The sequence below is a fragment of the Streptomyces pratensis genome (assembly GCF_037137275.1).
Classification (GTDB): Bacteria; Actinomycetota; Actinomycetes; order Streptomycetales; family Streptomycetaceae; genus Streptomyces; species Streptomyces pratensis_B.
Window position 1 is genome coordinate 12160 of sequence record NZ_JBBBEN010000072.1, and the last position, 12590, is coordinate 24749.

General features: G+C 70.9%; 9 protein-coding genes. 5 read left to right on the forward strand and 4 right to left on the reverse strand.

Annotation, left to right across the window (positions count from 1 at the left end):
* Nucleotides 1–163: 163 nt before the first annotated feature.
* From eccCa to V9U70_RS07630, 5 genes are all read left to right on the forward strand, one after another.
* The gene (eccCa, locus tag V9U70_RS07610) at nucleotides 164–4129 is read left to right on the forward strand and encodes a type VII secretion protein EccCa (RefSeq protein WP_336673706.1); all 3966 of its coding nucleotides are present in this window, start codon (nucleotides 164–166) and stop codon (nucleotides 4127–4129) included.
* Between the two features lie 101 nt (nucleotides 4130–4230).
* Nucleotides 4231–4686 carry a hypothetical protein gene (locus V9U70_RS07615; protein ID WP_336673707.1) on the forward strand — a complete coding sequence of 152 codons (456 nt, stop codon included), beginning with the start codon at nucleotides 4231–4233 and terminating at the stop codon, nucleotides 4684–4686.
* Between the two features lie 282 nt (nucleotides 4687–4968).
* Nucleotides 4969–7260 (forward strand): DUF6571 family protein, encoded by a 2292-nt coding sequence (locus tag V9U70_RS07620; protein ID WP_336673708.1) that lies wholly within the window; start codon nucleotides 4969–4971, stop codon nucleotides 7258–7260.
* Nucleotides 7261–7298: 38 nt separating this feature from the next.
* Nucleotides 7299–8297, forward strand: a complete 999-nt coding sequence (locus V9U70_RS07625; protein ID WP_336673709.1) for a hypothetical protein — start codon at nucleotides 7299–7301, stop codon at nucleotides 8295–8297.
* 134 nt (nucleotides 8298–8431) lie between these two features.
* Nucleotides 8432–8665, forward strand: a complete 234-nt coding sequence (locus V9U70_RS07630) for a DUF397 domain-containing protein (RefSeq protein WP_336673710.1) — start codon at nucleotides 8432–8434, stop codon at nucleotides 8663–8665.
* A gap of 77 nt (nucleotides 8666–8742) precedes the next feature.
* Here the strand turns inward: V9U70_RS07630 and V9U70_RS07635 are convergent, their stop codons facing one another.
* The 4 genes from V9U70_RS07635 to eccB all read right to left on the reverse strand — a co-directional run bounded on the left by V9U70_RS07635 (nucleotide 8743) and on the right by eccB (nucleotide 12547).
* Complete coding sequence (locus tag V9U70_RS07635; RefSeq protein WP_336673711.1) at nucleotides 8743–9051, reverse strand: WXG100 family type VII secretion target; 309 nt, start codon at nucleotides 9049–9051, stop codon at nucleotides 8743–8745.
* Nucleotides 9052–9099: 48 nt separating this feature from the next.
* Nucleotides 9100–9432 carry a hypothetical protein gene (locus tag V9U70_RS07640; protein ID WP_336673712.1) on the reverse strand — a complete coding sequence of 111 codons (333 nt, stop codon included), beginning with the start codon at nucleotides 9430–9432 and terminating at the stop codon, nucleotides 9100–9102.
* Nucleotides 9433–9690: 258 nt separating this feature from the next.
* Complete coding sequence (gene mycP / locus V9U70_RS07645) at nucleotides 9691–10923, reverse strand: type VII secretion-associated serine protease mycosin (RefSeq protein WP_336673713.1); 1233 nt, start codon at nucleotides 10921–10923, stop codon at nucleotides 9691–9693.
* Nucleotides 10924–10999: 76 nt separating this feature from the next.
* Nucleotides 11000–12547, reverse strand: coding sequence for a type VII secretion protein EccB (eccB, locus tag V9U70_RS07650; protein WP_336673714.1), 1548 nt, complete (start codon nucleotides 12545–12547; stop codon nucleotides 11000–11002).
* Nucleotides 12548–12590 lie beyond the last annotated feature (43 nt).

Sequence of the window (12590 nt, forward strand, 5' to 3'; positions counted from 1 at the left end):
GTTGCGCACGGTGCGCGCGCCACCCTACCGGGAGGGGCGGAAGCGCCCGGCACGTAGGATCTCCGTCGCGCGGACGGAAGTTACGCGCGCACGCAGCCACGGGGGCGTCGGTGCGGATCAGGACCGGCCTTCCGCCCGTCCGTATCGAGGGATTGATGTTCCGGTGAGCCAGATCGTCGTGAAACGACCTCCACGGTCGCTGCCGCCGGAAGTGCCGGTGGACGCGTTGACGTTGGAGGTCCCTCCGGAGCTGCCGCGCGGGCAGCAGGAGGGGATGCTGATGCAGATCCTGCCGGTGCTCGGCATGGGGTCCTCCGTGGTCTTCTTCTTCTCCCCGCAGGCCCCGCCGTTCATGCGGATCATGGGGGTCCTGATGCTCGTCTCGACGGTCGGCATGGTGGTCGCCCAGCTTGTCCGGTATCGCCGCGGTACGCAGGGGCAAATGGCGGACGTCCGCCGCGACTACCTCAAGTACCTGGCCCAGACACGGCGGACGGTGCGCCGCACGGCGCGCAGGCAGCGGGACGTCCAGCTGTACCTGCACCCGTCCCCGGAGCAGTTGTGGTCGGTGGTGGCGGAGGGTTCGCGGCTGTGGGAACGGCGGGTCGGCGACAAGGACTTCGCGCAGGTGCGGATCGGGCTGGGCGCGCAGCAGCTGTCGACGCCGCTGATCGCGCCGGAGACCGCGCCGGTCGACGAGCTGGAGCCGATGTGCGCCGGCGCGATGCAGAGGTTCCTGGCGGTGCACGGCTCGCTGGACGGGCTGCCGATGGCGGTCTCGATGCGGGCCTTCTACCACGTGACGGTCTCGGGCCATCCTGAGGCGGCGCAGGCGACGGCGCGTGCGATGGTGGCGCAATCGGTGACGCTGCACTCCCCCGAGGACCTGGTGGTCGCGGTGGTGGCGGCCCCGGGGGCGGTGGGGCGCTGGGACTGGACGAAGTGGCTGCCGCACACGCAGGCGCCCGGGCAGATCGACGGGGCCGGCACGAAGCGGTTGTTCGGGGACGACCTGGGCGAGCTGGAGTCGCTGCTGGCCGGCCGGCTGGACGGGCGGCCGCGGTTCGGGCGGGAGAGCCGGCCGGTGCTGGACCAGCCGCACATCGTGGTGGTCCTGGACGGCGGGACGGTGCCGCCCCACTCGCTGTTCGCCGCGGCCGAGGGGATGCAGGGGGTGACCATCGTGGAGGTGGTCTCCGGTGAACTGGACGAGCGGCGCGGCGGTCTGTCCGTGGTGGTGCGGCCGGGGACCCTGCGGCTGGAGTCGGGGGCGGGACTGGCGTACGAGGGGGTGCCGGACGCGATGTCGCTGCCGGCCGCCGAGGCGTTGGCCCGGCAGTTGGCGCCGCTGCGCACCGGCGGGGGCGGCGACGACGAACCCCTGCTGGCGAACCTGGACTTCACGGACCTGCTGAACCTGGGGGACGCGGGTTCGGTGGATGTGGCGCGCACCTGGCGCCCCCGGTCGGTCTCGGAACGGTTGCGGGTGCCGATCGGGGTCGGTGAGGGCGGCGAGCCGGTGATGCTGGACCTCAAGGAGGCGGCGCAGGAGGGCATGGGGCCGCACGGGCTGTGTGTCGGTGCGACGGGTTCGGGCAAGTCCGAGCTGCTGCGGACGCTGGTGCTCGGGCTCGCGGTGACGCACTCCTCCGAGACGCTGAACTTCGTGCTCGCGGACTTCAAGGGCGGTGCGACGTTCACGGGGATGTCGCAGATGCCCCACGTGGCGGCCGTCATCACCAACCTGGCGGACGACCTGACCCTGGTGGACCGGATGGGCGACGCGATCCGCGGGGAGCTCCAGCGCAGGCAGGAGCTGCTGCGGTCGGCGGGGAACTACGCCAACATCCACGACTACGAGAAGGCGCGGGCCGCGGGCGCGGCGCTGGAACCACTGGCTTCGCTGGTGCTGGTGATCGACGAGTTCTCCGAACTCCTCACCGCCAAGCCTGACTTCATCGACATGTTCATCCAGATCGGCCGCATCGGCCGGTCGCTGGGGGTGCACCTGCTGCTGGCATCGCAGCGCCTGGAGGAGGGCAAGCTGCGAGGTCTGGACACCTATCTCTCGTACCGGATCGGGCTGCGGACGTTCTCGGCGGCGGAGTCCCGTACGGCGCTGGGCGTGCCGGACGCCTATCACCTGCCGTCGGTGCCCGGTTCCGGTTACCTCAAGTTCGGCACGGACGAGATGACGCGGTTCAAGGCGGCGTACGTGTCGGGGACCTACCGGACGAGCGGCCCCGATCTGTCGGTCGGTCAGCTGCCGGTCGAGCGGCGGCCCGCCGTGTTCTCTGCCGCTCCGGTCCCGGTGGTGTACCGGGCGCCGGACCCCGAGCATGTGGCCGCTCAGGCGGCGCGGGCGCGGGCGGAGGACGACGCGCTGGCCGACACGGTGCTCGACGTGATCGTGCGGCGGCTGGAGGGCCAGGGGGTGCCGGCGCATCAGGTGTGGCTGCCGCCGCTGGACCGGGCGCCGACGCTGGACCAACTGCTGCCTGGGCTCGCGCCGACGGCGGACCGGGGGTTCACGTCGACCGAGTACTCGCGGCCGGGCGGGCTGGTCGTGCCGCTGGGGCTGATCGACAAGCCGTTCGAGCAGCGGCGTGAGGTGCTGTACCGGGACTTCTCCGGTGCGGCCGGGCATCTGCTGATCGTGGGTGGTCCGCAGTCCGGCAAGTCGACGCTGGCGCGGACCCTGATCTCGTCGTTCGCGCTCACGCACACTCCGCGGGAGGTGCAGTTCTACGGTCTGGACTTCGGCGGTGGCGGGCTGGTGGCGCTGGAGGAGCTGCCGCACGTGGGCCAGATGGCCTCGCGGCTGGACCCGGAGCGGGTGCGGCGCACGGTCGCCGAGGTGGTCGGCATTCTCAACCGGCGTGAGGAGTTCTTCCGCGCCCACTCCATCGACTCGATCGCCACCTACCGGCGCAAGCGTGCCCGGGGCGAGCTGCCCGGGGAGGTGTGGGGCGATGTGTTCCTGGTGGTGGACGGCTGGAGCGCGTTCCGCACCGAGTACGAGATGCTGGAGCAGGCCGTCACCGATCTCGCCTCACGCGGACTGGGCTACGGCATCCATGTGGTCGCCACGGCGGCCCGTTACATGGAGATGCGGGCGGCGCTGAAGGACCAGATGCTGGGCCGGCTCGAACTGCGTCTCGGCGACACCATGGACTCGGAGTTCGACCGCAAGGTCGCGGCGAACGTCCCGGCGGGGGTGCCGGGTCGCGGCCAGGTCGCGGAGAAGCTGCACTTCATGGCCGCGTTGCCGCGTATCGACGCGGTCAGTGACGCGTCGGACCTCTCGGAGGGCACGGAGGCGTTCGTCTCCACGGTGCGGGACAACTGGTCGGGCGATCCGGCCCCGGCCGTGCGGCTGCTGCCGCGCGTGATGCCCGCGGACCAGCTGCCCAAGGGCTTCGAGTTCCCGGAGCGGGGCATCGCCATCGGCATCGACGAGACGGCGCTGGAGCCGGTGTTCGTCGACTTCGAGACGGACCCGTTCTTCCTGGTCTTCGGTGACAGCGAGTCCGGGAAGACGAATCTGCTGCGGTTGATCGCGAAGCAGATCGCCGAACGCTACTCCCCCGACGAGGCGAAGCTCGTCGTCGGCGACTACCGGCGCGCACTGCTGGGCGCGCTGCCGGAGCAGCACCTGCTGGAGTACGCGCCGATGGCGAGCTCCCTGCAGATGCACATGGAGGCGCTGGCGGGGGTGTTCTCCCGGCGGCAGCCGCCCACGGACGTGACCCCGCAGCAGCTGCGCGACCGCAGCTGGTGGACCGGCCCGCAGATCTTCATCATCGTGGACGACTACGACCTGGTGGCGACGAACGCGGGCAACCCGCTGGCGCCGCTCGCGGAGTACCTGCCCTTCGCCCGGGACACCGGGGTGCGGTTCATCATCGCGCGCAGTTCGGCGGGTGCGTCGCGCGCGATGTACGAGGGGTTCATGCAGCGCGTCAAGGAGCTGGGGGCGCAGGGCGTGGTGCTGTCCGGCGACCCGGGCGAGGGCGAACTCATCGGTCCGGTGCGCGGCCATCCGATGCCGCCGGGCCGCGGCTACTTCGCCTCGCGGCGACGCGGGACGCCGATGGTGCAGATCGGGCGGCTTCCGGAGCAGCGCTGAGATGTCGGGCGGTGCGGGCCCCTGCCCGCCGGCGCCGCTCGTCGGTGACACAGCGGTGCGGGNGGGGCCCGCACCGGCCAGGGAACGGAACGGGGAATGTGATGGGTTTCGACGAGGAGTGGTCCCAGCTGCGGGCGGAGGCCACGCAGCGGCAGGCCGCGAGCACACGTCTCAACGGTGTGGGGGACGGGGCTGCCTCGCCCGGTGTCGGCGACAAGGATCTCGCCTCGACTCCGGCGGAGAAGGCGGCGGCGGCCAGAACCATCGAGAACGAGCTGCTGGGAAGCACCGGCAGCGCCATGAACGACGCGGACGAGTCGTCGAAGGCAGCGGCCACCGAGTTCGCCGACTGGCTCACCGGGCCGGCCATCACGAAGCTCGGCAAGACGTGGGACCGGCAAGTGCAGACCCTCATGGGCCGCCTGCGCACCGAGAGAGACGGGCTGAGCGGGACGGCGAACAACGTCGCCGGGCTCGAACTGGATCTCCGGTCCCAGTTCACTCCGCTCCTCACGTCCCCCTACGGGCCGGGGACTTCCGCTCTCGACGGGACCTGACGGCGGTCTGGGCGCCCGGCGCCGTCGCGGCACCAGGTCCTTCCGTCGGACCAGGCCGGGCCGGCGGCCGCAGCACACGGGCCCGCCGTCCCGAGCGGGAGGAGGCCTCCAGGCCGGGGGAGGCCGGCCACCGCTCCGTGCGGCGCCGCCCGGGCCGGGGGCAGCTCGCCGGCGCCGCACCGGGGCCCGCGGGCTCGGCCCGGCCGGGCAGCCACCGCCGTCGGGCGGGTCCGTGTCCGGCCGCCCCGCCCCGAATCGACGAACACCGCATCAAGGGGATACATGCTCACCTACAGCGAAGTCATGACGACCGACCTGAGCAAACTGACCACGGCCGCGGACAAGTGGGACGACATGGCCGCGGAGATCAAGAAGGTCGAGAACCGGTACAAGGACAGCGTCCAGCGCATCACGCTCGGCCCGTCCTGGACGGGGCTGAGCGCGGGCACCGCGCGACTCAACTTCGCCGCCACCCGCTACGAGTACGCCGCCGCGCAGACCCAGGCCAAGGCCATCGCCTCGCTGTTGCGGGACGCGCACAACGACTTCGTACGGCTGAAGAAGAACCTGGAGAACCAGCGCGCCGCGGCGATCAAGGCGGGGATGAGGGTCTCGGAGGCGGGCGTCGTCGGCTTCGACTACGAGGCGCTCACCGAGGGCGAACGCTCCGCCGCCCGGCACGATCCGGACTACGCGGAGAGCATACGCAAGGCCGTGGCGTCCTGGTCGAAAGCGCTCGACGACTGCGTCAAGGCGATCGACGACGCGGACCAGGGGGTGAAGATCGCGTTGGAGGCCGTCTCCAAGGACGGGTACGGGGACAAGAACGACGGCACGCCGGGCACCGGGTTCAACGGGCGGGCGAAGGACGACATCGAGGCGTACGAGGCGGAGAACACCGCGGACATCGCCACGCGTATCAACAACGGCGACCAGGTGTCCGCGGCCCAGATCGCGGAGTTCCAGCGTTCGGTACGGGACAACAGCCATGACAAGGCCTACGCGCAGGCGCTGCTCAACAGCCTGGGCCCGGGCGGGCTGATCAAGGTCAACGACAAGCTCAACGACCGCGCCTACGACTCGGACAAGAAGAACGCGTCCTCATACCTGGAGATCCAGAAGGGACTGGCCGACTCCGTCGCCACCGCCACCCGGGTGCCGGGGAGCATCAAGGACGCCCCGCCGGGTTCGGACGCCTTCAGGAAGTGGGTGGAATCCGACAAGGGCACGTTCTACCGGGAATGGACGGACAAGCTCGATGAGGCGGGCACGGAGAACTTCGGCAAGGAGACACATCCGGTCTACGGATACCAGTCGTTCGTCAGCGTGATGCAGCACGCGGACACCGAGTTCGACGACCAGTTCCTCTACGAACTGGGCCACGACCTCATCGCCCTGGACAAGGAGTCCCCGCAGTACTTCCGTCAGTGGGGCGCCGCCCACGACGGCATAGAGTCCGACCCTCTGGACGGGCTTCTGGGAGTGATGAGCAAGAACCCGGACGCGGCCACCGCGTTCTTCGATCCGGACGGAGTCGGTACGGGGAAGAACCACGTCGACAACACCCATATGGAATACCTGGTGGGGCGTGGCGAGGGTTCCCGTGACTGGCCGAAGATCGACGTGCCGGGGGTCAGGGTCACCACGTTCGACGATCCGAGCAGCAGGATGGGGCTGGGCCTGGCCCTGGAGGCCGCGGCGACCGGACGCGAACCCCTGCTGCCGGGACAGGACCCCTGGCCCGGAGCGAGGCACAGTGAAGAGCAGGCCCGGGTCATGAACGCGATCATCGAGCAGAGCTCCCCGGGAGAGAAGGACGGCACCGAGGCGAGCGTCCCCGCCAACATCCGCGGCCCCGTGGCCAACGCGCTGGCGGAGTACGCGTCCGACACGCACGAGATCATCGGGACCATGGACAAGCGGTACATCCACCCGGACCAGGACGGCTACTTCGTGGACGAGGAGGGCGCCCATCTCGCCGCCTCCCAGGAATCGCTGATCCAGGTGATGCGGGGACTTTCCGAGGACCCGAACGCCTACGCCGCCCTCCACAAGGCCGAGGCCAGGCATTTCAACAACCTGCTCGACGAAGTCCCCGCAGGCTCCACCGGTTTCGAGCAGGACGGCAAGTGGGGCAAGGCGGGTTCGGTCCTGGGCGCTTATACGGCGATCCGCGAGGACGTCATCAACGACGACCGTATGGACGCCTACAGCGAGGCCGACTGGAAGGCGAAAGTCGCCTATCACGTGGTCGGTGGAGCGGTCACTCCTGCCACGCTCACCCTCGGAGGAAGGATTCTGCCCATCGGCGACATGCTCCAGCGGGGTGTGGACACGTGGGCCTGGGAGTGGGGCAACCAGATGAAGGGCGAGGCGGACACCGAGGCCAATGGCAAGATCGCCGAGCACTACCTCAAGGCCACGATCCAGGCGAACGACACCATCGACGGCTGGGCGGCCGGCCGGTCCGACGGCGACGCGGTCAAGACGGAAGACCTCAAGGACACCATTTACAACGGCTTGGACCGAGGCGGCAACCTCGCCCACAAATACCTGACGGACACGACCAATTGAGGAGGTCCGTCGCGTCGGCGAGAAAGGAACGGGGAGAGATGGACGAACGACCGCGAGGCCCTCGGGGCACGAAGGCGCGACGGGTCGTCACGGCTCTGGCCGTCGGCGCGGTGGTGGCGGCCGCGGCGGCGGGCGGCTGGTTCGTCCTCGGTCCGGGGGCGGACCGGGGGGCGGCGGGCTGCGCGGGGCTGGGAGGGGACCCGAGGGTCCGTACGGCTCTGGGCGACGCGTACCGGCCGGGGATGGGGTGCGGTGAGCTGGGCCGGGCGATGCGGGAGGCGGCCGCCCCGGACGCCAACGCGGGCGCCGCCGCGGGCGGGCACAGCCAGAAGGCCGCCGCGGCGATGAAGAACATCCTGCTGGCCGCCGACGACGCCGTCCGCAGCAGCGAGCGGCTCGACCTGGACCAGGCCCTGCGGCTGCCGTTGGCCCGGGCCATGGCCCACTACGAGGATGTCTCCGTACTGCTGACCGATCCGGCGGACTCCGTCTACGCGCGGGAGAGCCTGTTCTCCCGCGGTCCGTGGAAGGCCGAGGACGGCTATCACATGGCGGTGGACGACGACTCGCTCATACGGGTGATCAGGGCCGTGTCCGCGGACCCGGAGGCGTACGCGATCCTCCGTGATGCGCAGACCGCCTGGGAGGCCCGGAGACTGGCGTCCCTCTCCCCGGACTCCGAGGAGTTGAGGTGGAGTGTCGGAGCCCGGGCGTTCGGCAAACTCGACGGGGTGGCGGCCCATGTCCACGACGGGCTCTCCCCCCAGGACGCCGGGGACTGGGACGCCGCCGTGTCGCGGCACCTGGTCGCGAGGGCGGAGGAGCGGAAGGGCGGAGAGGACTCCGTCGCCGAGCGGATCGAACAGGCCTGGCAGCGGACGCTCGCACGAGCACCGGAGGCCCAGCACGTCGCCGTGGTCGAGCGGCAGTGCGCGGTGATGCTCGACGCGGCCGGTCTCTCTGCTGCCGAGAACACGTGCCTGAACCTGGCCTCGCACACCGCCTCACGGGCGCTGAGAGTGCTGCGCGCGGTGTGACCCGCCGCGGGGCGGGCCCCGTGCCGCGGCGCCGCTCCGCCGAGCCTCCCGGACCCGGCCCCCGGCACCGCTGGACGGGGATAATCTGCAACGGGCGAGGAGCACGTCCCCCACGCGCGAGAGAAAGGCAACTGATGGGCACTCAGCAGGAGAAGGACGAGCTGTACGCACTCGACATCTCGGGGGTGGAGTGGCTGAGCGCCCCCGGCACGGAGGACGCGGAGGAGCGGGTGGAGATCGCGCATCTGCCGGGCGGAGCCGTGGCGATGCGGTCCTCGCTGGACCCGGACACCGTGCTGCGCTACACGGAGGCCGAGTGGACCGCCTTCGTCCTGGGGGCGCGGGACGGCGAGTTCGACCTGAAGTAGGCGGCAGGACTCACGAGAGGGGCGCGCTCACGGTGGAGCGTGCCCCTCTCGGCCGTCCGCGCGCGGGCGCGGGCGGGTCAGTACGCCTCGGTGAACAGCCGCGAGGACTTGACGTCCGTGGTGCGGTAGCTGTCCTTGCCGTTCTCGATGATCTTGGCGACCATCTCCAGGCGCTGCTGCATGTCCTCGGCGCGGCCCTTGTACTTGCCCTGGAGCACGACGTACTCCGCGTGGGCCTCACCGTCCCAGGTGCTGGTGACGACCTTGAGGGCGTCGTCCATCTCGCGGAGGTCGGTGAGGATGTTCTTCGAGACCACGCGGATGCGGTTCGCCATCTCCTGGACGCTCTCGTACCTGACCCTGGTGTTGTTCGGATCTCCGGCCATCAGTGCTCTCCCGTGTGTGCCGTGAAGTGAGGAAGGGGGCGGAACGGCTCAGAGGCCGTTGAGGGCCGAGTCGTTCTTGGCCGCGTTGAAGGCCGCGTAGACCTCTTCGTCGTTGGCGTTGCTCAGGTTCTTGGTCTGGCCCACGGCGTTCATGAGCACCTGGAGCAGGCGCCGGATCGTGTCGTGGTCCTCGTTGACCTTGATCTGTGCGGACGTGAATCCCGCGGCGCCGACGCCCGTCCAGCCCGCGCCGGCGGTGGCGAGGATGTCGGAGAGTTCGCGGGACTGCCGGGACACGGCGTTGGCCGTCTCGATGATCTTGTTCTGTGCCTTGACGACCGGATCGTCGGCCAGTCCGAACCCGGCTGCGGGGCTGCTCATCCGAGGGTCCTCTCTCTCAGTGTCCGGGCCCGCCCACGCGGCGCGGGCAGGCGTTCTCATTCCCCCGTGTGATCCGGATCAGGAGTGGGGTTCGGGCAGGTCCCCGGGGCGCGCGGCGTTCTTCCCGCGTCCGGGATCGGACTCGGCCACTTCTCGTTCCCCCATCACACACGTGAAGTCTGCTCCCACCCTAGCCACTTCGGCATCTCGCCCCAACCGGGGTTCCGGCCGGAGAGAGGTACCTCACCCGTCGCCCGTTCAACGCGGACCGCGCCGTCGCCGGACGTCGCGGACGACTGTCGCGGTTCCCGCCACGACCGAGACGAGCACCGCCGCGAGGGCGAGCGCGTAGGTGGCGTAGCGCTCGCTGCGCTCCTGCGACGTCTCGGTCATGGCCAGGTGGGCGGGCTCGGGGGCCGGCGGCTTCGGCAGGGGCGGGTCGGGGCGCGGGGAGGCGATCGGCACGTCGTCCTCGTCGCCGGCGAGGGCGCGGACCGGGTCGACCACGCCCCAGCCGACGAACGGGTCGTGGCCGGCGACGGAGCGCTCCGCGGTCTGCTCGATCCGCGCGATGATCTCCGCGGGCTCCCAGGAGGGGTACTTGGCGACCAGGAGTGCGGCGACCCCGGCGACGTACGGGGCGGAGAAGCTGGTGCCGTTGTCGGTGCACTGGCCGAAGCCGGGGACCGTGGAGACGATGTCGACGCCCGGGGCGGCGACCCCGACGAACTCCCCGGCCTGGGAGAAGGGCGCCCGCTCGTTGTTGCGGTCGGAGGAGGCGACGGCGAGGACCCCGTCGAAGGCCGCCGGGTAGGTGTTCTTCTGCTTGCCGTCCATGCCGTCGTTGCCCGCTGAGGCGACGACCACGATGTCCGCGGCGATCGCCCGAGCCACGGCTGCGCCCAGGGCGGAGTCGGGGGTCAGCGGCTTGGTGGTGTCCTGCGAGATGTTGATGACGTCGGCGTCCTCGGCGATCGCGTGGTCGATCGCGGTAGCCATGGTGGTGTCCTTGCCGCTGTTCTTCTCGTCGTTCTGGCGGATCGGGATGATGGTCGCCTCTGGGGCCAGGCCGACGAACCCGGTGCCCTTGGCGGGCCGTGCGGCGATGATGCCGGCGACCTTCGTGCCGTGGCCGATCTCGTCGGTGGTGCCGTCGGCCTTGCCGCCCTTGAGGAGGTCGCGCCCGGCACGGGTGTCGACCGCGGGCTTGAGCTGCGGGTTCGCGTTGTCCACGCCGGTGTCGATGACGGCGACGCGGACGCCCTTGCCCTTGGTGTCCTGCCACAGTTCGTCCAGCAGGACGCGCTGGAGCGCCCAGGGGCGGCCCTCGAACTGCTTCTTCATGGGAAAGGAGCACTCGCCGCTGCCGTCGATGCCGAGGCCCGAGCCGCCGCGCGAGGCTTCGACGGCGTGGGCGGCGTGCGGTGCGGCCAGGACCGCCAGCGCGGCGGCCGCCGCCACCGGGAGCCGTGCCGTCTTCCGGTCCAACATCTTGTCCTCTCCCCCGATGGGTACGGCGTCGTACGGTGCGGCGCCCGGCCGCACGGGCCGCCGGGCGCGCGGGCGCTCAGGAGCCCTGCGGCTGCCGGGCGCTGTTGGTGTCCAGCCGGGGCCCCTTGGAGAGCCATTGGGACCACTCGATCGGCACGAGCGCGGGTGTGGCCTTCTCGTAACCGAGCCGGATCTGGGCCTGGCTCGGCTCCGGCCGGCCGTCCTGGGTCTTCCGGCCTCCGGCGCCGATGTCGGAGCGCTCGGCGTCGCTGTCGCCGTTGGCCTGCACCGCGTAGCGCAGTCCGGTGTCGGTCACCAGGAACAGCGATCCGTCCGGGCGGGTCTGCCCGGTCCGCGTCTGGGTGTAGAGGAGCCCGCTGCCGGGGGTGACGTAGGTGCTCGTGCCCGCGGCGCCGATGTCGGCCGGGTAGGCGGCGCCGGCCCAGGTGGCCAGTGTGGTGCGCCCGCGCTCGTCGACGTCGGTGAGCACGTTGCAGACGGTGTCCCGGCTGTCCCCGCCCCCGGTCGAGTTGACCTGGACCGCCTTCCGCTCGGGCCAGCGGGGGGCCTGACCGGCGAACGGCTTCGCGTCGGGGACGAAGTCCTGGAGGCCCACCGCGCGGGCCTCGCTGTCCAGGTCGAGCAGCGCCGTCTGCGGAGAGTTGATCAGCAGCCAGGCGGTGAACTCGGAGATGGGCTGGGCCTTGCGCTCCAGCACCACGTAATGCTGAGTGCCCTCTCCCGTACGGGTCTTCAGCACCATGCCGACCCGGTTCTCCTCGTCGGAGAGCTGCCCCTGGACACCGGCCGGCGCACCGATGGCGCCGGGGATCTCCGGGAAGGCGAGGGGGCTGCCCTCGTGCAGGGTCGCCAGCCAGTCGTCGGTGACGGGCTGCGGGGTGCGGCTGCCGACCAGGGCGGTGGTCAGGTGGCCGTTGTCGGCGGCGGTCTCGTCGACCAGGTACTTGACGCCGTCAGCGTCGACGAGGTAGCGGGCCTTGTTCTTCTGTCCCTGGACGTACAGCACCTGTCCGCCGCTGAGCCGCTTCTCGCCCTCGGTGAGCCGGTCGTCGCGTCCGGCGAAGACGAACGCCGCCTTCTGCACGGTGTTGCCCTTGCCCCCGGGCTGCACGCAGACGGCCCACCGCTTGGCGGTGCCCGCGTCCTTCATGTCGGGCAGCCGGTCGGGGGCGTACGGGATGCCGAGGATCGGGCCGCGCGGCGGCCTGCCCGCGTCCAGGACCTTGTCGGCGACCTGGACGACCCCGAACTGCTGCGGGGTGAGCAGGAGCCGGGCCGAGGCCAGGTTCAGCACCGGGTGCAGCAGGTTCTTGCGGTTCTTGCCCTTGCCGGTGGGGAGCACCACGTACCGCGTGGTGGAGTCCTTGCCCACGATCACCTTGGTGCCGGGCTTGTCCCACCCTTTGGGGGCGGTGGGCTTGAACATGCCCCACGCGCCGAAGCCCGCCAGGATCAGGGCGCCGACGATCAGGCTCGGGACGACGGCCCGGAGCGGGCGGGGGGCGCCTTCCTCCGTGCCCGTGGCGGACGGCTGGAGGAAGGCGGCGACCGTGCGCTTCTTCGCAAAGGTGTACGCGTTGAGCTCGTCCCGCCGTGATGCCATGAGTCTGTCCGTCTCCCGTGTCTCCCCGCGCGGCCAGGGAGGG

Bases quoted from the DNA above. Each gene is read 5' to 3' on its own strand.
- V9U70_RS07615 (WP_336673707.1), top strand. From the start codon at position 4,231: ATGGGTTTCGACGAGGAGTGGTCCCAGCTGCGGGCGGAGGCCACGCAG.
- V9U70_RS07620 (WP_336673708.1), top strand. From the start codon at position 4,969: ATGCTCACCTACAGCGAAGTCATGACGACCGACCTGAGCAAACTGACC.
- V9U70_RS07625 (WP_336673709.1), top strand. From the start codon at position 7,299: ATGGACGAACGACCGCGAGGCCCTCGGGGCACGAAGGCGCGACGGGTC.
- V9U70_RS07630 (WP_336673710.1), top strand. From the start codon at position 8,432: ATGGGCACTCAGCAGGAGAAGGACGAGCTGTACGCACTCGACATCTCG.
- V9U70_RS07635 (WP_336673711.1), bottom strand. From the start codon at position 9,051: ATGGCCGGAGATCCGAACAACACCAGGGTCAGGTACGAGAGCGTCCAG.
- V9U70_RS07640 (WP_336673712.1), bottom strand. From the start codon at position 9,432: ATGAGCAGCCCCGCAGCCGGGTTCGGACTGGCCGACGATCCGGTCGTC.
- mycP (WP_336673713.1), bottom strand. From the start codon at position 10,923: ATGTTGGACCGGAAGACGGCACGGCTCCCGGTGGCGGCGGCCGCCGCG.
- eccB (WP_336673714.1), bottom strand. From the start codon at position 12,547: ATGGCATCACGGCGGGACGAGCTCAACGCGTACACCTTTGCGAAGAAG.